Consider the following 22,773-nt stretch of genomic DNA (forward strand, 5'->3'; position numbering starts at 1 on the left):
TCCTATCTATGTGTACGTGGATCACTAGCATCCGCTAAGTTTTGACCAACTACGAAAAGGGATAAGGATACCAAGACAAGAGTTGTCAATGGAATCCAGAAGAGGTATGCATTTGTTGTTACGTTCTGTGAATAATCTGAAATCAATCGACCTAAACTTGGTACTGTAATAGGCAATCCAAGTCCAAAGAATGACAGAAAGGCTTCATAGGAGATAAATGCTGGAAGCATTTGTGATGTAGTCGTAACAATAACAGATACCAATTGTGGCATGATATTTTTAATGACAATTTTGTATGTTGGAGTTCCGAGTGTGCGTGAAGCAAGGTTGTACTCTAAGTCACGGTAACGCATGATTTGGATACGAATTGAGTAGGCAATCCCAATCCATGTTGTTACACTCATTGCAAAAATCAGATTCCAGAATCCAGCTCCGATTGAGTAAGTCAAGACAATGACAATCAAAAGAGATGGGATGTTTGAGATGACGTTATAAACTTCCATCATCACACGGTCTACTGATTTCGAAATTCCCCAAATACCACCGACAAAGACACCGATAACCAAGTTAATCACTGTCGCAATCACAGAAATGAGGATAGAGTTACGAGCTCCGAACCAAACACCGTCAAAGAGCGATTTACCGTTACTGTCAGTACCGAACCAATGCTCAGCATTTGGCTTAATATAACGAGCACTAAAATCGTTCACTTTGCTGACATCATTGAAATCAAACTTAGAAAACATTGGGTAGATGAAACTCATCAAAATGATAGCTACCAAGATTCCCAACATGACTACAGTTGATTTCTTCTTCATAAATTGTCTAAACACTGAACCCCAGTATGAATAAGCTGGCGCATCAATGGCTTCAGAGGCAAAATCGTCACGTTTTACAAACTGAAATTTTTCTTTATCGATTGTAGACATTATTTGCCTCCTTTCTCAGTCAATTTAATACGTGGGTCAATAATAGTCATCCAAATATCTCCCAAAAGAAGTGAGAAGATAGAAATACATGTAAAGATGAAGACAAGACCTACGACCATAGAGTTATTAGATGCTTTTACAGAGTCAATCAACATTTTACCCATACCTGGGAAGGCGAAGACTGTTTCAGTAAGGGTTGCACCACCGATAACCCCGATAACAGCACCAGGAATCCCTGAAACCAGCGGAACCATGGCATTTTTAAAGATGTGTTTGTTTGAAATTTCTTTTTCAGACAAACCTTTTGCACGAGCAAAACGAACAAAATCCTGTGATTGCAAGTCAATCATGTAACGACGAATCCAAATAGCGGTACCAGGAGCACCCAATAAACCAAGGATAACTGCTGGTAAAACATACGAACGCCAATCTCCAGCACCCAAGATAGGGAATGAATCTGGAAGACCAATTGATGATCCAATCAAACGAACAATGTAAACCAAAGCAATGGTTGGAAGAGCCATCAAGAAGGTCAAAGCCCCTGTTGAGAAGCTATCAATCCAAGTGTTCTTGAAGCGAGCCATAGCTGAACCAAGTGGCACGGCAATCGCATAAGAAATCACCAAACCGATCAATCCAACGATTGCAGAGCTAGCAATCATAGAAGGATATTGGTAGTTGCTTTCAGTTGCAGTATATGGGTCATCTTTCCCATAGTTAGCTACTTCACGAGAATCAGCCTGACTAGGCGATTTGTAGGTTCTTGAGTAGATATTAACTGAAGATGTTTTCTTACCAGTTGGGAATTGCACTTCTGATGTCTTAGTTTGACCTTGTCCTTGTGTGATAACTTGAAGCACAGGAGTATTAGCATAAGTTGGATATGAATCACCCAAATTCAAGTTCACAAAGTTTTGGTGAACAAATGGGAACTGACTATTGAAGTACAAGAGGTACTTGTGTTTAGTCCCTGAACCTACCAGAGACCAGCCGATAGCGGGATCATTTTCAAAACGCAAATAACGCTCCAAATTTGGATTTTCTGGGTCCTGAATCTTGTTTGTGTGGTCGATATCAAGCAAGTTTGCATAGAATTTAAACACACGTTCAAAAATTGGAATTTCACGTGTAGCGTAGAATTGGCCACTTTCAGTAAATTCTCCCAGGGTCCAACCATGACCGATTTGTTTGATGTATTTTTCATAGATAGCCTTGTTGGTATCATTGGCTTCAACTGTTACAGAAGCATCCATCTGGCTAGCTTTTTCTTGCAACTCTTTGGTATCGTAGTACTCGATATAGCCCATACGCTCATAAACGGTATTCTCATAGTTATCACGTTTATCAGCAGTTGTAGCAATCTTGTTATAGTTGGTATCCTGTTTGAAAATCAATTTTCGAGGAACCATTGTATAGATAATCGTGTAAGTCAAGGTTGTTACTAAGAAGATAGAAACCAATGACCGCAAAACACGCATAAAAATATATTTTTTCATATCATTTCCTTTAAAAATCCCAAAAGAACCTTCTCCTCATGGAGAGAAAGTTCTATTGAAAATTATTTACTTCACATGACTTGCCAATTCTTTTTGAGCTTTCTCGTTTGACTCAGTCTTTTCTTTCAACCATTTTTCACGAGCTTTTTCATACTCTTCTTTGGTGATTGCTTTTTCACCAACTTCAGTGTACTTCAAGTATCCTGAATTTTCACCTTTAAGGCCGGCTACTGAATATGAAGAGCTAAATGGTAGAACTTTTGAAACATATGAAACGGCTGTTTCTTTTGGAGAAGCCATTACTGGAATTGTCAAAGCATTGTCAGTCAACCAAGCTTGTGCCACCGCGTATTTTTCATAACGTTTTTGAACATCTTGGTTTTCGCTGTTTGCGTCATCAAGTAATTTTCCATAGTCAGCTAAACCAAGTTTGCTTACTACTGATGCATCTGTGTTTTGGTCAATACCAAGGTAAAGACGAGTGCTTCCTCCCTTAAGGACGAATTGATCCAAGAAAGTAGAAGGATCTTGATAGTCAGGGTTCCATCCTAGCAAGGTATGGATATCCCAGTCTTGCTCTTTAGCTGTTGGAGCGCTAAATGAAATTGGTAAAGCTTCTGCTTGAGTCATTTGTTGTAAGTCTACAACAACATTATCTGAACCCAATACTTTTTCAATTGATTGTTTCAATGATTGAACACGGTTTACAACCGCTGTTGATTCTTGGATAACCAAGGCATCCAAGTGGATTGGGAATTCAACACCTTCAGCTTGTAGGCTTGATTTTGCTTTAGCAAAGACTTCTTTCGCTTTTTCTTCATTGTAAAGTCCATTTTGAGAATCTGCTAGAGACACGTTTGACCAAGTAGAAGAATTTGTCTTAGCCAAGCTATCTTGTACCAATTCACCAAATGTTTTCTTACCAACTTGAAGATTATAAGGTGCAAACGTATTACGGATGGCTACTGCAGCTCCATCAGTACCATTTGTTTGAGCTGAGTAAGAATTGCGATCGACAGCAAAGTTCAAGGCTTGACGGAATTCCTTGTTTAGCAATGCTTTCTGAGTAGATGTCTTTTGAGCATCACTTGTTTTGGCAGTGTGGTTATAGGTTGTACGGCCATAATTCAAGCTGACAGTTGCAACACCCGCACCTGGTTCATTAAAGTAAATGTTATCTTTAAAGTCAGCTGCATATTTTTCATATGTAGAACTTGTAGGGAAGATACGGGCCTTGCTATATTGACCATCGGCAAAACCTTTAGCAATCACATCTTGGTCCTTACCATCCCAGAAAGTGAACTTAACGTTCTCAATTTTTACATTTTCTTTGTCCCAGTAAGCATCATTTTTAGCCATCTCGATAGATGATTTTGGAGTTACAGATTTTAAGACAAATGGACCGTTATAAAGAATAGAGTTAGCATCGGTTGGGGCACCAAAACCTTCCCCTTTTGAAGTTAAGAATTCTTCATTAACCGGCATCAAAATACCACTAGTGGTCTTGTCATTCCAGAAAGTTTCTGGCTGGTTCAAAGTATATTCTAGTGTTTGATCATCAAGCGCTTTTACTCCAACGGTTGAAAAATCGCTTGTTTCACCCTTGATATAGGCTTCTAATCCCTTAATAGAAGAGCTAACGATTGAAAGTCCTTTTGATTTTCCATCTACGGCGTGTTTCAAACCAGTAACGAAGTCTTTAGCAGTTACAGGAGCGTATTCTTCTCCCTCTGCTGTCACCCATTTAGCATCCTTACGGATTTTATAGGTATAAGTCAAACCATCTTTTGAAACTGTCCATGATTCAGCAATAGAAGGAACCAGGTTACCATATTTATCATTAGCCAACAAACCATCTACAGCATTTGTTGTGACGAATGATGTTGAATCGATATTGCTGACGATATAATCCAAGGTTTCTGGATCTGTTTGATAAACATATTGGTAATCTTTTGCTAGTTTAGCATTATTTGAACTAGTGTTTGAACACGCAGCTAGAACTCCTGACGCTAATAAGGTAGCTCCCGCTACAGCAAGCACTTGACTTTTTTTCATTTATTTACTCCTCTTATAAATAAAGTATAGGTTATCATCAATTATATCATAGATTTCAAGAAAAGTAAACGAATTTTCAGAATATTTAGGCTTATTGATACAAAAAATCTGAAAAAGCTATTGACTGAAAATCATTTTCAAGGTATAATAATAAACGTTAAGGCGGTATAGCCAAGTGGTAAGGCACGGCTCTGCAAAAGCTTGATCGTCGGTTCAAATCCGTCTACCGCCTTCTTTAACTTGATTTATCAGGTTTCATTTAAACAGAAAGCCCAATTTAAAGGGCTTTTTTCTTTTTCCTTGAATAAATACGTATAACTTTAAAAAACTTTTGGGGCAAGTTTGGGGCTGAGTTTTTCGAGGACACAATTTCCTTTTGAAATCAACTGAAAAAGCTTCGTCACACCTGGTGACAAAAGCCTCTAGTTTACTCTGTTTCTTCTTCTATTTCAACTTCGGTAATTTGGACTTTTACCTTGGTAACGCGTCCATTTTTCACTTTATCATTGGTAAGGATAAGCTGTTTGTTTTGGCTGACTAATTCATAACTGAGTTTCTCAGTCGTTGGAATGGTCCCAACTCCTGTCAAATAGTAACCAGCGATGGTATCAACGTCATCACTTTCCAGTTCAACATCAAAGTAGTCATTAAAATCATTGAGATTCATGGTACCTTGAACAATGTAAGTATCCTCACCGATTTGATGAACATCTATTGCCGCTTTATCTGTTTCGTCATCGATTTCCCCAACGATTTCCTCTAAGAGGTCTTCTAGGGTCACCAAACCAGCCATCCCACCGTATTCATCCAGCAAGATTGCCATTTGTCTTTGAGTATTGCGCAGTTCTTTTAATAAGTCATCCACAAAAATAGTTTCAGGAACAAAAAGTGGATCTTGTAAGATTTTCTTCCAAACAATATTGTCAAAACCGTCCACAAAGCCCGCATTAAGGAGACTCTTGGTGTGAATGATTCCAATCACGTTATCCTTGTCTCCATCATAGACAGGGATACGAGAATAATTTTGTTTTAAAATACTTTGGATGATGGTTTGACTATCATCCTGAATATCGACCATAAAGGCATCCGTTCGAGGAACCATGACTTCTCTGGCCATCAGTTCATCTAGTGAAAAAATCCCTTGTAACATCTCAATTTCGTCAGCATCTAGTGTTTCTTCACTATTTGTCAACATGTACTCAATTTCATCACGGGTCATTTTTTCGTCAGCATCGTCAAAGGTCATCGGAGTCAAGCGACTCAAGAGATTGGTAGATGCAGATAAGAGCCAAACAAAGGGACTAACTAGTTTCCCCAGCCCAATGATAACTGGCGCTGTACGAATCGCCAAGGCATCCTTTAGATTAAGAGCGATTCTCTTAGGGTATAATTCCCCAAAAACGATGGAAATATAAGTCAAAAATGCTAAAGATAGAAAACTTGCTACGGCATAAGCTGTTTCGCCATTTCCAAGCCAAGATGCAATTTCTCGTCCCAGAGTTTCTGCCAAACTCGCCCCTGATAAGATTGTAATCAGGGTAATCCCTACTTGAATGGTTGATAAAAAGTGGTTAGGATTTTCTAGTACCTTCAGCAGACGGATATAGCGTCTATCTCCTTCTTCTGCCTTTTGTTCAACCCGCGCACGATTTAGTGACACCATGGCCATTTCTGTGGCTGAGAAAAAGGCATTTAACACCGTCAAGATAAACAATAAAACAAATTGTAGCAACAAATTCTGACTACTTGGGTCTTCCATAGTTCTTCTCCTAAAATAGTATCTTATCCTTTATTATATCACAAAATATAGTCCAGTACATATTATTTTTCCCATACTCTTCGAAAATCTCTTCAAACCACGTCAGCTTTATCTGCAACCTCAAAACTGTGCTTTGAGCAAGCTGCGGCTAGCTTCCTAGTTTGCACTTTGATTTTCATTGAGTATCAGTGTCTATTGTAGCCCTGCTTAAACTAGTAAGAAAGAACTCCTATATCCACAAGTGACATAGGAGTTTATGTTATATTTTACTGAGTAACAGTCACTTCTCCAGTTCGGTAATCCAATTGAAGCCCTTTTTGAACATTGGGAACTAGAACATTAAATTCCAACTCTCCGTCTGAAGACTTGGCTTCAATCTGTGAAGCTGAAGGAACCAAATCCTCATTCGAAGCGTAGTAAAGGGTTACACGGTAACGGACACGCTTGTTTTTATCCAAGGCCTTACGTACCATACTTTCATAGTAGTTTTGACCAGTCGAATCCTCGGCTTGCGCCTGATTTGCCCAGGCCGTTTGAACAGCAATGTTTTTAGGATTGCTTGTCGAGGCATCAAAACCATCCAAGCCACCGATTAAGGCATAGCCTAACAAGTGACCTCTATCGACCGCATGGGTATAAGTACCCTTTAGATTCTTAACCTGATGCCAGCCTGGAGGAGTCCATGAAGTCGAACCATTCCCAGTTTCTTCACGATTCTTGTACTGACGAGTAGCCTTAGACAAGAGGGCATTTGCTACGGTTGGCACTGTTTCCTTGCCCACTGTCTTTGTTTTATTATCAGCGTAGGGCTTACTTGAAACCTTGGCATCTAGATTTGTTTTATTACCATTGACGATAAAAGCACCTGAGCCATTCCACTCCAGACTCCCTTTTATTTGACTCTTGACTGCGTCTGTCAAGACACTTTCTGCCAATGATTGACTAGGAGCTTCAGACGCTTGTTTTTTCTGACTAACCTTTGTTTTAGGACTATTAGCTGTCGACTGCATCTGCTTGATATAATAGCTTCCCGCAGATAAAAGCAATAACACTAGCAGCCCGATCAGTGTCTGTCTTGTTTTTTTATCCATTTTTCTCCTTATCTCTAGAAAAAGACTGGTTCTCCAGCCTAATTTCCTGTAAATTTATGAATCAATTCCTGCCATTTTGCTGGAGACAGGATAGCCCATGGATCTTGACCCTTGCCCAAGATTCCATAACCTACCATTAAGCCGATACCTAGGGCTAGAGCACCTAAAAACAGTACCAAAATGACTAGAAGTAAACGCTTGATTACGTAGCTTGATTTCTTATTCATCTTCATCACTTGCCTCAATCCGCTGAATCTTAGCACCTAGCTGTGCCAACTTCTCATGGAAACGGTAGTAACCTCTATCCAAGTGAACCAATTTACCAACTACAGTTTTTCCTTGTGCTACCAAACCTGTCAAAATCAAGGCAGCACTGGCACGAAGGTCAGTTGAAAGAACTTCTGCCCCCTGCAAAGGTTGACCACCAACAATACGAGCTGTATCACGGATAATCTCAGAGTGCAAGCCCATGCGACGCATTTCTTCTAGATGTTGGAAACGATTTTCGAAAACTGTCTCCACCATAGTTGATTCCCCTTTTGCGACGGTCATCAAGGCTGTAAATTGGGCCTGCATATCCGTTGGAAAACCTGGGTGGGGCAAGGTTTTCACATGAACAGCTTTTAAATTTTCTAGTTGAGATCGAACTCGAATTCCTTCAGACTCCTCTGTCACTTCCACTCCCATTTCAAGCAATTTGGCAATCAAGGGACGGTTGTGCTCCCAGACAGCGTCTTTAATCAAGACATTACCACCAGTCATGGCAGCAGCTACCATAAAGGTTCCGGCTTCGATACGGTCTTGGACTACATTGTGAGTCGTACCATGAAGTTTCTCAACACCGGTAATGGTAATGGTCTCTGTACCAGCACCCTTAACCTTAGCTCCCATTTCATTGAGGAGAATGGCTAGGTCAACAATCTCAGGCTCACGCGCAGCATTTTCAATCACTGTCACCCCATCAGCTAGAGTCGCTGCCATCATCAAGTTCTGAGTAGCACCAACACTTGGGAAGTCCATATAGATATGAGCTCCATGTAAGCGATCAGCCTTGGCTTCGATATAACCAGCTGTCTGACTAATCTTAGCCCCCATAGCTTCCAGACCTTTTAAATGAAGATCAATAGGGCGGCTACCAATCGTACAACCACCTGGCATGGATACCTTGGCATGACCTACACGGGCAAGAATTGGTCCCAAGACAACGATAGATGCACGCATCTTGCTGACATACTTGTAAGGAGCTTCCTCAGTGATATCGCCAGTCGCGTCCACCTCAACAAGATGATCTTCTTCATTAAAATCCACCTTGGCATTTAAACCACGAACCACCTGATTCATAGTGAAAACATCTGACAAGATAGGAACGTTCTGCAAAACAGTCTTTCCTTCACTTGCTAGAATTGTCGCTGCCAACAAGGGCAATACTGCATTTTTTGCTCCCTCGATCGTAACACTTCCTACCAGACGATTATCGCCACCTTGAACCACAATTTTTTCCATACTTATTTCCTTTACATTTGATTTTATAATAATCCTCTAAGCGCTTCTTGCCACAACTGATATAGACTGATAAAGAAAGAACTCATGATATAGCCCATGACAATGCTAAAAAAGGCTACTAATAAACGAACTTTTCCTGTGTTCTCAGCTGTTACTTTTAAGACTTTTTCCCATCTAACAAGATTCTTTAAAAGGTAAAAACTCACATAAATAAAGAGCATGTGACTGCTTAGAGTGAATAATAATTGAACCATTTGACTATTATACCATCTTCTCTGTTTGTGCGCTAGTTTGGAAACTTAACTTAAAACTAGGGATTGTTTTTCAAGTAATCAATTGCATCTTGTAGGGTTTTAACTGGCACGATTTTCATATCTGTCTTGATTGTTTTAGCTGCTTCTAGGGCTGTTTGGTAGTTGTTTTTCGCATCAGGATGTGCTTTTTGTTCTTCTTCGCTAACAGGGTTATCTGGAGCAAAGAAAATAGCAGCACCTTCTCTAGCCGAAGCTACAACTTTCTTATCAATACCTCCAATGTCCCCCACATTCCCATCGCGGTCAATGGTTCCTGTACCGGCAACGATACGGCCATTTCGAAGGCCAGGGTCAGATATCTGGGTATAGATGGCCAGACTAAACATGAGACCAGCACTTGGTCCGCCGATACCGGCTGTTGAAAAGCGAATTGGGACATCACTGGTCACTTCCGTACGGTCAATCAAGCCGATTCCAATTCCATTTTTGCCATTTTCCAAGGTGATAATCTTACCTTCTGCAGACTTGGTTTGCCCATCCTCTTCATAGGTGACCTTGACGGAGTCCCCTAGTTTTTGAGAATTGACGTAATCAATCAAGTCTTTGGAACTGTCAAAGGTTTGATCATTGACTGCTGTGACCGTATCAGAGATGTTGAGAATCCCTTTAAAGGTCGAATTATCCGTCACAGTCAAGACATAAACCCCAAGGTATTTGAGTTCGATATCTTTACCAGCTGTTTTTAGCCCTTGATATTTGGCCATATTTTGCGATGTTTGCATGTAGAATTGATTAATCCGCATAAATTCAACATCGGAAGAACCACCTGTAGTCTCTTGGGCACTACGAATATCTGTAAAAGGCGTCAACCAAGCATAAATCATATGGGCTAAAGTAGCGCGCTGGACACCAACCGTAACGAATTGATAGGCACCAGCTTCCTTATCTTCTGTGTCATTGACTTTAAGGACTTGGCGAATATCTTCCGAACCACCTGGAACCTCTATATAATAGGGCAAGGGCACTACAAATGCCAAGAAAGTCACAATTAAGGCCGCAATGACATATAAGGGCCATCTAATCTTTTTTTTCATTTCTTATTTCCTCCAAAATACTATCAGGAACATAGCAAGCAATATCCTGACTAAATTTCAAAAGCTCTCTAACGCCTGATGAACTGAGATAGAGATGTTCAGGTCGACTATGTAAATATATGGTCTCTATATCAGGAGACAGCTGATGGTTGTAGTAATCAAAACTGGCTTCATATTGCAAATCCGCTGCATTCCTCAAACCACGCACTAGACAAGTAGCCCCCAGTCTTTTTGCGACATCAACCACCAATTCATCATGAGAAGACACAACTTCAACATTTTCCAAATGTTTCAAAGCCTTTTCTAACCCCCGTTTACGATTTTCGATAGGAAGAAATCCTTGTTTGTGGGGATTAAAAAAAATACCGACATAGAGCTTATCAAAGAGTCTGCTCGCCCGTTCAATGATATCCAGATGCCCATTTGTCATCGGATCAAATGAGCCTGTGAATAAGCCAATCTTATCTGACATAAACTGTCACCTTACTAATTCCATAAATTTTTTCCTTCCAGATACCCAGGCAGGCAATTTCTTCTGGAAGTTCTACCATTTTATCTGTCTCACAAACCACCATAACATCTTCAGAAAAAAGCTCTCTCTCAGCCATTTTTTCAATATCTGCTACGATTTGTTCCTTGGCATAAGGAGGGTCTAAGAAAATGAGGTCGAATTCCCCAGATACCTGTTCCAAGGCTCGTTCCGCATCCATCTTGAGGAGTTGAAATTTTCCAACTTCCTTGGTCATCTGAATATTTTCAGCCACGATAGCCTGAGCCTTACGGTCGCGCTCCACCAAAACAGCGCTGGACATGCCACGCGAGACTGCCTCGATAGATAGACCACCACTACCTGCATACAGGTCCAAGACTCGTCCCCCTTCAAAGTAGGGACCAATCATGTTAAAAATGGCTCCCCTAACCTTATCCGAAGTAGGTCTTGTCGTCTTTCCTTCTAGTGTCTTGAGGGGACGTCCCCCATAGATTCCTGATACGATTTTCATACCGTTTATTATACCAAATTATGGGCGAAAAGAGAAAGAAAATCGAACCTTGCGGTTCGATTCTCTACAAAATATTTTCGTAAGTATCGCGGACTTCTTGAGGCCAAACACTTGTTTGCACCTCTCCGATGTGTTTCTTGCGAAGTAGGAACATGGCCATCCGAGATTGTCCAATTCCTCCACCGATTGTCAATGGGAATAGGCCGTTCAACAAAGCCTTGTGCCATTCCAATTCTAAACGGTCTTCATCACCTGTGATGGCAACCTGACGGCGAAGCGTTTCTTCGTCTACACGGATTCCCATAGAAGACAACTCAAAGGCTCCACCCAGAGACTCATTCCAGACAAGAATATCACCATTTAGACCCTTGTAGCCATTTTCAGACTCACTTGTCCAGTCATCGTAGTCTGGTGCACGTCCATCGTGCGGTTTACCGTCTGGTAATTCACCACCGATACCGATTAAGAAGACTGCTCCAAATTCTTTACAAATAGCATTTTCACGCTCTTTCGGTGTCAAGTCTGGGTAGCGTTCTACCAACTCTTCTGTGTGGATAAAAGTGATTTGTTTTGGCAAGATAGACTCAATGTCATAGCGGGCTTCAACAGCTAACTCAGTAAGGCGAATAGCCTTGTAAATCTTCTCAACGGTTTCTTTTAGATAAGCGATATTCCGTTTACCATTTGGGATAACCTTCTCCCAGTCCCACTGGTCAACATAAACAGAGTGGGTCGCATCCAGCGAATCTTCGTCTGGACGAAGGGCCTTCATGTGGACAAAAAGACCTTCTCCCTCACCGAAACCAAAACGAGCCAAAGTATGGCGTTTCCATTTAGCAAGGGAGTGCACCACTTCATAAGTAGCATCAGGGATTTGGAGAACCTTGACCGATACGGCATTCTCCACACCTGATAAGTTGTCCTGCATACCATCGCCGACCCTACTCAAGATAGGACCTTGAACTTCGACAACTTCTAACTTATCTTTCAAATACTGGGTAAAAGTGTTTTTGACAAAGGAAATCTCTTCTTGTTGATGAATAAAACTTTTCTTCATAAACTACTCCTCAAAAATTAGTTAAAAGCATTATACACCTATTTTCAAGAAAAGGAAAGAGCAAATACGAAAAAATCAGTGCTCCTTCGAACACTGATGTTAGGGACCTTCTAGTCATTGCGACCAAAGATACGTAGAATACTTAGGAAAAGATTGATAAAATCAAGATAGATACTAAGAGCCATTGACACAACCCAACCTGTCGCTACACGACCTTGTGATTGCTCATAGGCATAGCGAATTTTTTGGTTGTCCCAAGCAATCAGCCCTGAGAAAACCAAAACCATGGCTACGCTAATCATATAATCAAAGAAACCACTAGCCAAGAAAATATTAACTACCATGGCAATCAGCAAACCGATAAGAGCCGCCATCATAGCCCGACCAAGGCCACTCAAATCTTTCTTGGTGAACATGCCAACTGCCGCCATGACAAAGAAGAGAAGGGCGCTCGACACAAAGGCAGATAAAACTGTACCTGGAGTATAGAAGGCCACCACAAAACTGAGGGTAAAGCCGTTTAATACAGAGTAAAGTAAAAATACTGGAAGAGCAGCTGGACTATTCTTTGAAGCCATACTGCTGGCAACAAAGACCAGAGCTAGCTCTGCTAAGGTTGCAATGGTCAACCAGAGGCGTCCCTGCATCAAAAAGTAAACCAACTGAGATTGAAAGACCGTCAACATAAGACCTGATACTAAAGCGGATAATCCGATCCCCAGACCAACAAAGGCATAGACTTTAGCGTAAAATTGATTGAGACCTGCGCGGTCGTGAATAATAGTGTGATTCATCTTTTCTCCTTTTCTATGAACATCTTTCCTTGATTATAACAAAGAAAGTTAAAATTAGCTTAAATGGAAAATTAAAATACCGGCCGCAACGGCAACATTGAGACTCTCGGCCTGCCCCTTCATGCTAATATGGACCAATTGATCTGCACTTTCAGCCATGAGGGAACTAATTCCTTGACCCTCATTTCCCATGACTAGTACAAAATTTTCTATAGGAGGCAGTTCTCTGTAATCAACAGAATCTTTAGATAGGGTTGTCGCCAGCACATGTATACCTGCCTTTTTAGCTTTCTCGAGAAGCACTTGATTAGACATCCGGTAAATAGGCAGATGAAAATGACTGCCTTGCATGGAACGTAAAGTCTTGAGACTGTAGGTATCTGCCGATTTATCTGAAACAATCACTCCAGTAAAACCTGCTGCATCCGCAGTTCGAATGATCGTTCCCACATTACCAGGATCTTGCACATCTTCCAAAAACAAGAACTTGCCCTGACTAAAGTCAGTTTGTTCTACTTCTTCTTTTTGAACCACCGCAACAATTCCCTGTGGAGTCTGAGAATCCGCCAAATCTAGCAAAATATCCTCTGATACCCAGACAGTTTGCGGAAAAGCAACTAACTGTTCTCGATAACTTTCTAAGGCAAAGATTTTCTCAATCGTCACTCCAGCTTGAACAGCTTCTTCAAACAAGTGCCAGCCTTCAATCAAATAGGCAGACTTGCGGTATTTTTTTTGGTGTAATTTCTTGGCATTTTTTACCACAGAATTGGCTTTTGAGGTTATAATAGTCATAGAAATATTATAACACAATCAAAGGGGTTTGGTATGCAAAAGGTTAGAATGATTGCCCAAGGTAGGGTACAGGGTGTCGGCTTTCGTTGGGGTGTTTACAGCTTGGCACTTGAAATTGGTGGCATCACAGGTCGAGTATGGAATAACGACGATGGCACAGTAGAAATTTTAGCCCAAGCAGACTCATCTGCTACCATGGCAAAATTTATCCAAGAAATCCGCAAAGGACCCACACCTTTTTCAAAAGTCAGCTACTTAGATGTCAAACTAAGCAACTTTCCTCCCTACCCTGACTTTAAAATCGCAAATTAGGTCTCTAGAACTATTGTATATTTTGTAAAAAAACAGTAGAATAGAAAGGTATAATTTTTAAAGAAGGAATAAAAACAGTGAAATCTATTAAACGTTTTGCACTCTCAGCTATGGGAGTGGCTATGTTGCTAGTCTTGACTGGTTGCGTTCAGATTGATAAAGCAACAGGTAAGCCAATTGGTCCCGTTTGGGATTTCTTGGGTGCTCCGATGGGAGAAGCTATCAAGTACTTCGCTACTGATAAAGGTCTAGGCTTCGGTGTCGCTATCATTATCGTAACCATTATCGTGCGCTTGATTATCTTGCCACTTGGTATCTACCAATCATGGAAGGCAACGCTTCACTCTGAAAAGATGAACGCCCTCAAGCACGTCCTTGAGCCACACCAAACACGTCTCAAGGAAGCGACTACTCAAGAAGAAAAACTCGAAGCCCAACAAGCTCTCTTTGCCGCTCAAAAAGAACACGGCATCAGCATGTTTGGTGGTGTAGGATGTTTCCCTATCCTCCTTCAAATGCCTTTCTTCTCAGCTATCTACTTTGCTGCCCAACATACTGAAGGGGTTGCTCAAGCAAGCTACCTAGGCATTCCTCTAGGTTCTCCAAGTATGATTTTGGTTGCCTGCGCAGGTGTCCTTTACTATCTTCAATCGCTCCTTTCACTTCACGGAGTAGAAGACGAAACGCAAAGAGAACAAATCAAGAAAATGGCTTACGTGAGCCCAATCACGATTGTTGTCTTCTCCCTCATTTCACCAGCCAGTGTCACACTTTACTGGGTTGTCGGTGGTTTCATGATGATTCTCCAACAGTTTATCGTCAACTATATCGTTCGTCCAAAACTTCGCAAAAAAGTCCGTGAAGAACTGGCAAAGAACCCACCAAAAGCAAGTACTTTCTCTACACCAAGTGGACGAAAAGACGTTACCCCTGGACAACCAACTGCTATCACAAGCAAGAAAAAACATAAAAATCGCAACGCTGGAAAACAACGTTCGAGATAAAGCTACGTAAATTATCCAATAATTAAAAAACGAATGAATGATAAATAGTTTTCATCAACTAGATATCATCATTCGTTTTTATTATCTACCGTTACATCTTATACTAGTCGAAAAAGTTAAATAGTTTAAAAGCTCACATATAAAAACTATTCAATCATAAATTAACAAGTAAATCACTATGATTTAATACAATTCACAGTTATTAAAACTTCTGCTCCCTCGTCTCTATTTCTAAGCTCAACTCGGCCTTTGTGTAGTTTTGCAACTCTACATACAAAACTTAGTCCAATACCATAATGTTGCTCTTTATACGATCTAGCTTTATCCATACGATAAAAGAGCTTTCCAAAATTAGTTAAAACTTCCTCTGGAAATTCCGAACCATTATTCCATATACCTATTTTCAATTCCTTCCCCTCTTGCTCTACTCTAATTTTAATTTTAGGATTCTGTTTATCAGCGTATTCCAAAGCATTTGTTAAAATATTTTGTATGGCACGAATCAGAAGAGATTGATTTATATAATAGTTTTCAGTTCCTTTCACATTTTGTTCAAAAGAAAACTTCATCTGATTTTTTATCAAAAAAGAGACTTCTTTCTCTAATTCATTGATAAAATCTGAAGAGGAATACTCCGTCCAACCTGTCTCATCATCATAATAGGTTTTAGAATAGTGAATCAATTGATTGAAATAATCTAGTAACTGTTGACTAGCTCTTTCTATATCTGCTAAGCATTCTTGAGATTGGTCGTTTTCAGTTATCGTCTGCAAAAATTCCACATTTCCCCTAATAATGGTTAAGGGAGTTTTTAAATCATGAGAAGCTGCTGAAACCTGAAACATCAAATCTTCCTTCTGCTGTTTCTCATTAACTATTAATTGTCGAATTCTATCTTGCATCACAATAATCCGATTTCCTGTCTCGCGAAATTCTTTAACCGTTAAACTTTCTGTACATTCCTTCTTCAACCACATACTATTTTCATAAATCAAAGTCATTTCATAACTCAGTTTTTTCAACAATTTTCCAATGTGATAACTTATTAGAACAATCAATAAAACACAAATATATATCCATGATGACACATTAAAAAAGATTGATAGAACACCACTATTGTTTAAAGTTTTCCCATCTTCATTTATTTGTATAGATACTGAAGCTAAGGGAATAAGATAGGCCATTAGTAAGCCAAGACTAAACTGCCAAATAATTCTCCAACAGGTTTCTCGAATTAATTGTCTAAAACTTTTGATTCTACCCATTGATATCCTCCACCGTATAAGGTTTTAATTGGATTTAATTGATAAGGTTTCAACTTTTGACGAATTTGATAAATGTACTCTGAAACCGAACGTAAGAGCGCTTCTGAACTTTGTGGATATAGATAATTATAAATTTCCTCAATAGAATATATTTTACTTGGGTTGCTTGCCAAAAGATTCACTATGTCAAATTCCCTCCTTGTCAGAGCAATCTTATCATCGTTTACAAATAGTTCCTTACTATCCGTATATAGTATAAGCTTCCCAATCTTTATTTGATGAACATTTCCTTTAATCCGTTCTTCACGACGTAAGTGCATTTTAACACGTGCTAACAATTCTTGCATACTAAAGGGCTTCATAATATAATCATCAGCACCTGCATTAATTCCAGCTACTAAATCTTCATCCATATCCTTAGCAGTTATAAAACAGATAGGAACAGTTATCTGTTCGCGAATCATCTGACAGATCTCTAAACCACTAACAGGCATCATAATATCTAATAGAATCAAGTCAAAGCCTGTAAAATCACAAAGATCAATCTCTTCTATCTTATTTCGTATGACTACTTCATATTTTTCATATTCTAGTACTTTTTTTATTAGGCGAAGAATAGCGAGATCATCATCTACCACCAAAATTTTATAAGCCATAACTCACCCTCCTAACTATATTATAGCACTAACCAAGAAAAAGACAGGACATCCCCTGTCTTTAGCGTACATTTCTTCCTATAAGTATCAATGTAGCAAATAGAAAAACAATTAATAACCAAACTATTTGTATCCCTAAGCCTTGCCACACTGGATAATAAAGCGACAAGGGATGGGTATAAAAACAATTCATACTAGCTAGTAATGGTAAATTTCTAAAAAAAGAACTGAATTGTAGTAACATTTGTCCCAACCCCAATAAAAGGGATAAACTGATTCCCAAAATTAAGATAAAAGACTGGGAAATAAATACAAAAATACCACTTAAAAGAGAGAAGGTTAGAATAGAAATACATGCTGGAAATAGGATTGTCAGAACATGTTTAATATTACTCAAAAGATTGATATTGTAGTATCCTTGGGCGATTAGTATACATAATGATATTACAGCGACCAATAATACAATTTCCACACATAATACAATAGCTAGTTTACAGATTATAAATTTCAAACGATTTGGACATGTAAGAAAACTGGTACGAAGGCTAGAACCTGTAAATTCTTGACCTATAAATAGAACCGCTAGACTAACGAAACCTGCCTGTCCTAAATAGAGACTTTGCAGTAGCTGTTCCAAAACAAACTGTAGAGTCAACTGGTCTGGCTTACTATTTAAAAAAACAACCATCGCCGGAATACACAGTAATAGAGCACCTATAATCAACCAGTGCCAAGGATTCATAATAAACTTGAGATACTCACTTTTAAGTTGTTCTTTCAACTTATTCACCTCCTCCAATATCTGACTTGAGTAAGCGGTAAATTGCTAAAGCCAAGAATGAGAAGTTCCAACAAAGTAAAAATAAAATATGTTGTAAACTATTATGTTCTAAAATTTGAGGAGATGTAGCAATCAATCCTTGCCCCAATGCAACTGGAAGAAATTTTGCAACCGATATATAGTTTGCTAAGAATGTTCCTAAATTGTAGACTTGAGGAAGCAAAAATAATAGAGGAACAATGGCTGTTTTAAATGTCAAAGCCATAATATAGGCCAGCAGTCCCAACAAAGTCCAAGCTATACTGGCTAAAAATATATAGAACCAAACTGTTCCATTTAGTAAAAAAAGCAATAAGCCATCTTGTCCTAAAACATAATGTGTCATGTTAATTGTCAAGAATATTGATAGAAAGGAAATGATAAAAGAAAATATAAGCCAAACTAATGTTTTTGAAACTAGGAAAGTACTTCGATTTGTAACAGAGAGGAGGCTTGTACGAATAGCCAAGCCTTTGTATTCCTCGGCTCCGTAAATTGAGCCTAGGATAATCATAATAAAAACACCAAATAAAGTGACATCAAAACCTAAAAATTCAATAGGAGGTAAGGCCTCTGCTAAATCTGGATTTGTCTCTGGTGTAGCATGGATACCAACTGAAACAATTTGAGAAGCACCAATATTTGCTAAAAACGTTTGAAATACCAGTATCAAGAATAGTACAACATGAGTAGCTCTATTATAAAGTAATTTCAATATTTCAGAATGAAGAGAGTAAATAAGTGCCATGTCACTTCCCTCCCTCTGTTAAACTAAAGAAGACTTCCTCTAGTGAAGAAAGATTTTTCATCACTTCTTGTAAAGTCCCTTTTATAAGAACTTTTCCTTTATTTATGATAACTACATCATCTGTTACTGCTTCCACTTCCGATAATATATGAGATGACAGTAAGACGGTCTTCCCTTCTTGAGCTTGTTTTTTTATAAACTCTCTAAACCACCGAATTCCTCTTGGATCCAACCCATTAGTCGGTTCATCCAATATCAGATATTGAGGATTTCCTAATAGAGCTGTTGCAATTCCCAAGCGTTGTCCTTCTCCTAATGATAATTTCCCAATTTTAGATTTTTTCTTATGACTAATATCCACCATATCCAAGACTTGTTCAATTCGCTGACTGGATATCCCATTACTAGCAGCAACAATTTTCAAATGTTGATAAACAGTCCGATCATCAGGAGCTCCTACACTGTCAAATGAAGCTCCTACAGTCTTTAGAGGAAATTTTAATTCCTTATAAGTTTGATCTCCAATTTTGGTAAGACCAGATGTTGCTTTGTCTAATCCTAATAAAATACGTAAGGTTGAACTTTTACCAGCTCCATTTGGACCCAGGAAAGCAGTCACTCTACCTGCTTTTGCTTCAAAAGAAATATCTTTTAAAATTTGAGTTTGGCCATACGACTTACATAAATTTTTAATGGTAATACTTTGTTCCATAGATGTTCTCCTATTCTATTTAATATTTCTAAAAGTAACTATATCTTATACACTCATTTTCGGATTTTTTTCAGAATTTAGAGAGTAAAAAAGATTTAATACTCAATGAAAATCAAAGAGCAAACTAGGAAGCTAGCCGCAGGCTGCTCAAAACACGGTTTTGAGGTTGTAGATAAGACTGACGAAGTCAGTCACATATATACGACAAAGCGACGCTGACGTGGTTTGAAGAGATTTTCGAAGAGTATAAAATTTTGTTTCATTTAATTATCTATATTTGTGTAAATTTAAAAGCCCGATGTTTCCATCAGGCTTCTTTTTTATCCATGTACACGTTTCATATAGTCTTGGTAACTTTCGGTATCCATGAGTTTCTTAGCGTTCTTGACGCGATCTGCTGTTGGTGGTTTAACCCCTTCGAGGGAATATGGAATTCCCAATTCACGCCATTTGAACTCACCCATAGTGTGATAAGGTAGAATTTCAAACTTATCCACATTTTTGAGGGTCTTGACGAACTTACCAAGTTCAATCAAGTCATCATCTCTATCTGTCAAACCTGGAACTAGCACGTGGCGAATCCAGACAGGTTTTCCAATATCTGATAGATACTGGGCACAAGCCAAGATATTTTTATTGGTTTGGCTAGTGACAATCTTGTGCTGTTCTTCGTTGATTTCCTTGATATCCAAGAGAACTAAGTCAGTAACAGCCATGAGTTTGTCAAACTTCTCAAGGTAACGTGGTTTATTACGGAAAGGCAGTGCACAGGTATCCAAGGTACAGTGGATTCCGTGTTCTTTGGCCTTGGTAAAGAGGGCAATCAAGAAATCAATCTGCAAGAGGGCTTCTCCTCCACTGACTGTAATCCCACCCTTATTCCCCCAGAAACCGCGGTAACGCAAGGCTTCAGTCAAGACATCATCTACCGTCCGTTCACGTGACTTATTGGACTCCATAGCCCAAGTGTCAGGGTTGTGGCAATACTGGCAACGCATGTGACAGCCCTGCAAAAAGACAATAAAGCGAATACCAGGCCCATCTACTGACCCAAAGCTTTCTGTCGAATGCACCATTCCTGTCACTTGTCCATAATCAATTGTTTCTTCAGACATATCGTTACCTTCCTTGAAAACGTTTTATAGTTTTATTATATCATGACTTGAAAGAAAAACAAGATTTTTGCCTATTTTTTAGAAAGCAATCTGTTTTTCAATTTCATTTTCAATTACTTATCATTTTATTCTTCAAAATCAAAACCATACAAGGTTGCAAAATAGTCCTCAGGGCGCTCTGCACGGCGGATTTGACGGGCTTTGCCTTCTTCGGTATAGAGGATTTCCGCAGAACGAAGTTTGGCATTGTACTGGTAGCCCATTGAAAATCCGTGGGCACCTGTATCATGAATTACCAGCAAATCACCGATTTCTGTATGAGGCAGTTCGCGATTCACTGCAAATTTATCATTGTTTTCACAGAGTGAACCAACCACATCTACCACTTCAGCTGGCCCATCTGGATGGGTCACGTTAGTAATATGATGGTAGGCTCCATACATAGCTGGACGCATAAGGTTGACTGCTGATGCATCCACACCTAGATAGGTACGGTAGGTTTTCTTCTTATGAGTAACTCTTGTGACCAAAGCACCGTGAGGTGCTAACATAAAGCGACCCAATTCGGTAAAAATCTTAACCTGACCAAGACCTGCTGGCGTAAGGACCTCTTCATACACCTTACGAACTCCCTCACCAATCAAGGCGATATCGTTCGGCTCCTGGTCTGGACGATAATTGACACCAATACCGCCAGAAAGATTGATAAAGTCTAGCGAAATACCCAACTTTTCCTTGATTTCAACAGCCAATTCAAAAAGCTGACGCGCCAACTCTGGATAATAGAGATGGGTTACGGTATTGGACGCTAGGAAGGAGTGAATCCCAAAAGTCTTAGCTCCTTTTTCCTTCAAGATGGCAAAAGCTTCAAAGAGCTGATCCTTGGTCATGCCAAACTTGGCTTCTCCAGGATTGTCCATGATGTCTGTCCCCAGTTCAAAAACGCCTCCAGGATTGTAACGACAAGAGATGATTTCTGGAATACCTGCTGCACGCTCTAGATGTTCAATATCTTCAAAGGCATCCAAGTTAATGGTCGCACCCAATTCACACGCATAGGCGTATTCCATGTCTGGCGTGTTGTTTGAAGAGAACATAATCTCAGAACCAGGGAAATTCAGTTTATGGCTCATCAAAAGCTCCACATAACTAGAGCAGTCCACACCACAACCTTCCTCTTGGAGAATTTCCAAAATAGCTGGTGTTGGAGTAGCCTTAACTGCAAAATATTCCTTAAAGCCCTTGTTCCAAGAAAAGGCTTGGTTGACAGCTCTTGCCTTCTCACGAATTCCCTTCTCATCATACAAGTGAAAGGGAGTTGGGAACTCGGCAACAATCTCTTCTAAATCTTCTTTATTGATAAATGGTGTTTTCATTAGCTTCCTTCTATTCTATTTGCAAAGAAAGGCTGGGACAATTGTTCCAACCTTTAGTTCTATCTCTTAGTTATCTTCGTCAAAGATATTACCAACCTCAACATCGATGGCTTGATTCTTGACATCAATATTGGTTACCTTCAAGAGTGACTTGTAGTCAAACTGCTTTTCACGTTCTTCTTGGGCATTATCCGCAAAGACCGCTACACCTGCCAATTCTGAATCGAACTCGCGCAAGAGGCTGATCATCCCATTGACAGTTCCGCCGCCTTTCAAGAAGTCATCCACAATCAAGACACGGCTGCCTGCCTTGAGACTACGTTTTGAAAGGAACATTTTCTCGATACGGTCACCACTTGAACCTGAAACATAGTTGACGCTGACAGTTGAACCTTCGGTAATTTTCAAGTCACGGCGCACAATGACAAAGGGAACATTGAGGACATTGGCAACTGCATTTGCAAGTGGAACACCCTTGGTCGCTACGGTCATAACCGCATCAATTTTTTGGTCCATAAAGCTCTTGGCAATAATACGACCAATATTTTTCAAGATTGCTGGGGTACTAAGCAAATCAGACAGGTAGATGTAACCACCTGGCAAGATACGATCACTTTCTGACAACTTGGCACGCAAGTCTTCAACCATTTCCTTGGCATCATGGCTTGAGATTGATGGTGTGAAAATGACACCACCACCAGCCCCAGTTACTGTCTGGATATGACCGATTTCAATTTCCTCAAAGGCTCGTTTGATAATCACGATATCTTCTGATATGGATGATTTAGCAGATTCATACTTTTCAGCAAAAGTATTGAGACTAGTTAGTTTATAAGGATTATTAATCAAATAGTTGGAAATGACAACCATCCGATCACTTCTTCTTAATTTCATTTCTATTTCCCACTTCATTTAATTTTGATATTTTATCTATTAT

General features: G+C 39.5%; 24 protein-coding genes and 1 tRNA gene. 3 read left to right on the forward strand and 22 right to left on the reverse strand.

The annotated features are described in order from the left end of the window. Positions 1-2 precede the first annotated feature (2 nt). The 3 genes from oppC to O3664_RS04245 form a co-directional block, all read right to left on the reverse strand. Complete coding sequence (gene oppC / locus O3664_RS04235; RefSeq protein ID WP_049486660.1) at positions 3-929, reverse strand: oligopeptide ABC transporter permease OppC; 927 nt, start codon at positions 927-929, stop codon at positions 3-5. Further along, positions 929-2,425, reverse strand: a complete 1,497-nt coding sequence (locus O3664_RS04240; protein WP_150922884.1) for an ABC transporter permease — start codon at positions 2,423-2,425, stop codon at positions 929-931. The genes oppC and O3664_RS04240 overlap by 1 nt, the downstream gene beginning before the upstream one ends. A 66-nt stretch (positions 2,426-2,491) precedes the next feature. Beyond that, positions 2,492-4,480: a peptide ABC transporter substrate-binding protein gene (locus O3664_RS04245; RefSeq protein ID WP_045605532.1), complete on the reverse strand. Its 1,989-nt coding sequence runs from the start codon at positions 4,478-4,480 to the stop codon at positions 2,492-2,494. A gap of 161 nt (positions 4,481-4,641) precedes the next feature. Here O3664_RS04245 and O3664_RS04250 point away from each other — a divergent pair. Continuing rightward, positions 4,642-4,712, forward strand: a tRNA-Cys gene (locus O3664_RS04250). Between the two features lie 195 nt (positions 4,713-4,907). Here the strand turns inward: O3664_RS04250 and O3664_RS04255 are convergent. From O3664_RS04255 to O3664_RS04305, 11 genes are all read right to left on the reverse strand, one after another. Further along, on the reverse strand, positions 4,908-6,239 hold the full coding sequence (locus O3664_RS04255; RefSeq protein ID WP_125447711.1) for a hemolysin family protein: 1,332 nt from the start codon (positions 6,237-6,239) through the stop codon (positions 4,908-4,910). Between the two features lie 266 nt (positions 6,240-6,505). Continuing rightward, the gene (endA, locus tag O3664_RS04260; protein ID WP_033684748.1) at positions 6,506-7,330 is read right to left on the reverse strand and encodes a DNA-entry nuclease EndA; all 825 of its coding nucleotides are present in this window, start codon (positions 7,328-7,330) and stop codon (positions 6,506-6,508) included. A 38-nt stretch (positions 7,331-7,368) separates the two neighbouring features. Further along, positions 7,369-7,557 carry a DNA-directed RNA polymerase subunit beta gene (locus O3664_RS04265; RefSeq protein WP_004241151.1) on the reverse strand — a complete coding sequence of 63 codons (189 nt, stop codon included), beginning with the start codon at positions 7,555-7,557 and terminating at the stop codon, positions 7,369-7,371. Beyond that, entirely contained in the window at positions 7,550-8,833 is a 1,284-nt protein-coding gene (gene murA, locus O3664_RS04270; protein ID WP_004255865.1) for a UDP-N-acetylglucosamine 1-carboxyvinyltransferase, read from the reverse strand. Before murA ends, O3664_RS04265 begins: the two co-directional genes overlap by 8 nt. A gap of 23 nt (positions 8,834-8,856) precedes the next feature. Further along, complete coding sequence (locus O3664_RS04275) at positions 8,857-9,087, reverse strand: DUF1146 family protein (protein ID WP_000250399.1); 231 nt, start codon at positions 9,085-9,087, stop codon at positions 8,857-8,859. A gap of 56 nt (positions 9,088-9,143) precedes the next feature. After that, positions 9,144-10,181: a SepM family pheromone-processing serine protease gene (locus O3664_RS04280; RefSeq protein ID WP_371613668.1), complete on the reverse strand. Its 1,038-nt coding sequence runs from the start codon at positions 10,179-10,181 to the stop codon at positions 9,144-9,146. After that, positions 10,165-10,653 (reverse strand): pantetheine-phosphate adenylyltransferase, encoded by a 489-nt coding sequence (coaD, locus tag O3664_RS04285; protein WP_020903089.1) that lies wholly within the window; start codon positions 10,651-10,653, stop codon positions 10,165-10,167. The genes O3664_RS04280 and coaD overlap by 17 nt, the downstream gene beginning before the upstream one ends. Then, positions 10,643-11,182 (reverse strand): 16S rRNA (guanine(966)-N(2))-methyltransferase RsmD, encoded by a 540-nt coding sequence (gene rsmD / locus O3664_RS04290; protein ID WP_371613669.1) that lies wholly within the window; start codon positions 11,180-11,182, stop codon positions 10,643-10,645. Before rsmD ends, coaD begins: the two co-directional genes overlap by 11 nt. A gap of 64 nt (positions 11,183-11,246) precedes the next feature. Next, positions 11,247-12,239 carry an aspartate--ammonia ligase gene (gene asnA / locus O3664_RS04295; RefSeq protein WP_000748003.1) on the reverse strand — a complete coding sequence of 331 codons (993 nt, stop codon included), beginning with the start codon at positions 12,237-12,239 and terminating at the stop codon, positions 11,247-11,249. A gap of 110 nt (positions 12,240-12,349) precedes the next feature. After that, positions 12,350-13,033 (reverse strand): Bax inhibitor-1/YccA family protein, encoded by a 684-nt coding sequence (locus O3664_RS04300; protein WP_084926998.1) that lies wholly within the window; start codon positions 13,031-13,033, stop codon positions 12,350-12,352. A 54-nt stretch (positions 13,034-13,087) separates the two neighbouring features. Then, positions 13,088-13,828: an RNA methyltransferase gene (locus O3664_RS04305; protein WP_004255844.1), complete on the reverse strand. Its 741-nt coding sequence runs from the start codon at positions 13,826-13,828 to the stop codon at positions 13,088-13,090. 33 nt (positions 13,829-13,861) lie between these two features. Here O3664_RS04305 and O3664_RS04310 point away from each other — a divergent pair, with 33 nt between their 5' ends. Beyond that, entirely contained in the window at positions 13,862-14,140 is a 279-nt protein-coding gene (locus O3664_RS04310) for an acylphosphatase (RefSeq protein ID WP_001174616.1), read from the forward strand. Between the two features lie 77 nt (positions 14,141-14,217). Beyond that, the gene (gene yidC / locus O3664_RS04315; protein ID WP_371613670.1) at positions 14,218-15,144 is read left to right on the forward strand and encodes a membrane protein insertase YidC; all 927 of its coding nucleotides are present in this window, start codon (positions 14,218-14,220) and stop codon (positions 15,142-15,144) included. Between the two features lie 176 nt (positions 15,145-15,320). Here the strand turns inward: yidC and O3664_RS04320 are convergent, their stop codons facing one another. From O3664_RS04320 to purR, 8 genes are all read right to left on the reverse strand, one after another. Then, the gene (locus tag O3664_RS04320) at positions 15,321-16,409 is read right to left on the reverse strand and encodes a sensor histidine kinase KdpD (RefSeq protein WP_049515998.1); all 1,089 of its coding nucleotides are present in this window, start codon (positions 16,407-16,409) and stop codon (positions 15,321-15,323) included. After that, positions 16,379-17,065, reverse strand: a complete 687-nt coding sequence (locus O3664_RS04325; RefSeq protein ID WP_000323581.1) for a response regulator transcription factor — start codon at positions 17,063-17,065, stop codon at positions 16,379-16,381. The genes O3664_RS04320 and O3664_RS04325 overlap by 31 nt, the downstream gene beginning before the upstream one ends. 61 nt (positions 17,066-17,126) lie before the next feature. Beyond that, a complete protein-coding gene (locus O3664_RS04330; RefSeq protein WP_049516002.1) occupies positions 17,127-17,846 on the reverse strand; it encodes a hypothetical protein in 720 nt (239 codons plus the stop codon). Position 17,847: 1 nt separating this feature from the next. Further along, a complete protein-coding gene (locus O3664_RS04335; protein WP_061590038.1) occupies positions 17,848-18,633 on the reverse strand; it encodes an ABC transporter permease in 786 nt (261 codons plus the stop codon). Position 18,634: 1 nt separating this feature from the next. Then, on the reverse strand, positions 18,635-19,345 hold the full coding sequence (locus tag O3664_RS04340) for an ABC transporter ATP-binding protein (RefSeq protein ID WP_000438101.1): 711 nt from the start codon (positions 19,343-19,345) through the stop codon (positions 18,635-18,637). Positions 19,346-19,665: 320 nt separating this feature from the next. Next, entirely contained in the window at positions 19,666-20,460 is a 795-nt protein-coding gene (pflA, locus tag O3664_RS04345; protein ID WP_001288286.1) for a pyruvate formate-lyase-activating protein, read from the reverse strand. Between the two features lie 125 nt (positions 20,461-20,585). Next, positions 20,586-21,836: a diaminopimelate decarboxylase gene (locus tag O3664_RS04350; RefSeq protein ID WP_371613671.1), complete on the reverse strand. Its 1,251-nt coding sequence runs from the start codon at positions 21,834-21,836 to the stop codon at positions 20,586-20,588. 66 nt (positions 21,837-21,902) lie between these two features. Further along, a complete protein-coding gene (purR, locus tag O3664_RS04355; protein WP_371613672.1) occupies positions 21,903-22,730 on the reverse strand; it encodes a pur operon repressor in 828 nt (275 codons plus the stop codon). Positions 22,731-22,773: the final 43 nt, after the last annotated feature.

The organism is Streptococcus sp. 27098_8_109, from assembly GCF_041432295.1.
In the GTDB taxonomy this organism is placed as follows: domain Bacteria; phylum Bacillota; class Bacilli; order Lactobacillales; family Streptococcaceae; genus Streptococcus.

Bases quoted from the DNA above. Each gene is read 5' to 3' on its own strand.
- oppC (WP_049486660.1), bottom strand. From the start codon at position 929: ATGTCTACAATCGATAAAGAAAAATTTCAGTTTGTAAAACGTGACGAT.
- O3664_RS04240 (WP_150922884.1), bottom strand. From the start codon at position 2,425: ATGAAAAAATATATTTTTATGCGTGTTTTGCGGTCATTGGTTTCTATC.
- O3664_RS04245 (WP_045605532.1), bottom strand. From the start codon at position 4,480: ATGAAAAAAAGTCAAGTGCTTGCTGTAGCGGGAGCTACCTTATTAGCG.
- O3664_RS04255 (WP_125447711.1), bottom strand. From the start codon at position 6,239: ATGGAAGACCCAAGTAGTCAGAATTTGTTGCTACAATTTGTTTTATTG.
- endA (WP_033684748.1), bottom strand. From the start codon at position 7,330: ATGGATAAAAAAACAAGACAGACACTGATCGGGCTGCTAGTGTTATTG.
- O3664_RS04265 (WP_004241151.1), bottom strand. From the start codon at position 7,557: ATGAATAAGAAATCAAGCTACGTAATCAAGCGTTTACTTCTAGTCATT.
- murA (WP_004255865.1), bottom strand. From the start codon at position 8,833: ATGGAAAAAATTGTGGTTCAAGGTGGCGATAATCGTCTGGTAGGAAGT.
- O3664_RS04275 (WP_000250399.1), bottom strand. From the start codon at position 9,087: ATGGTTCAATTATTATTCACTCTAAGCAGTCACATGCTCTTTATTTAT.
- O3664_RS04280 (WP_371613668.1), bottom strand. From the start codon at position 10,181: ATGAAAAAAAAGATTAGATGGCCCTTATATGTCATTGCGGCCTTAATT.
- coaD (WP_020903089.1), bottom strand. From the start codon at position 10,653: ATGTCAGATAAGATTGGCTTATTCACAGGCTCATTTGATCCGATGACA.
- rsmD (WP_371613669.1), bottom strand. From the start codon at position 11,182: ATGAAAATCGTATCAGGAATCTATGGGGGACGTCCCCTCAAGACACTA.
- asnA (WP_000748003.1), bottom strand. From the start codon at position 12,239: ATGAAGAAAAGTTTTATTCATCAACAAGAAGAGATTTCCTTTGTCAAA.
- O3664_RS04300 (WP_084926998.1), bottom strand. From the start codon at position 13,033: ATGAATCACACTATTATTCACGACCGCGCAGGTCTCAATCAATTTTAC.
- O3664_RS04305 (WP_004255844.1), bottom strand. From the start codon at position 13,828: ATGACTATTATAACCTCAAAAGCCAATTCTGTGGTAAAAAATGCCAAG.
- O3664_RS04310 (WP_001174616.1), top strand. From the start codon at position 13,862: ATGCAAAAGGTTAGAATGATTGCCCAAGGTAGGGTACAGGGTGTCGGC.
- O3664_RS04320 (WP_049515998.1), bottom strand. From the start codon at position 16,409: ATGGGTAGAATCAAAAGTTTTAGACAATTAATTCGAGAAACCTGTTGG.
- O3664_RS04325 (WP_000323581.1), bottom strand. From the start codon at position 17,065: ATGGCTTATAAAATTTTGGTGGTAGATGATGATCTCGCTATTCTTCGC.
- O3664_RS04335 (WP_061590038.1), bottom strand. From the start codon at position 18,633: ATGGCACTTATTTACTCTCTTCATTCTGAAATATTGAAATTACTTTAT.
- O3664_RS04340 (WP_000438101.1), bottom strand. From the start codon at position 19,345: ATGGAACAAAGTATTACCATTAAAAATTTATGTAAGTCGTATGGCCAA.
- pflA (WP_001288286.1), bottom strand. From the start codon at position 20,460: ATGTCTGAAGAAACAATTGATTATGGACAAGTGACAGGAATGGTGCAT.
- O3664_RS04350 (WP_371613671.1), bottom strand. From the start codon at position 21,836: ATGAAAACACCATTTATCAATAAAGAAGATTTAGAAGAGATTGTTGCC.
- purR (WP_371613672.1), bottom strand. From the start codon at position 22,730: ATGAAATTAAGAAGAAGTGATCGGATGGTTGTCATTTCCAACTATTTG.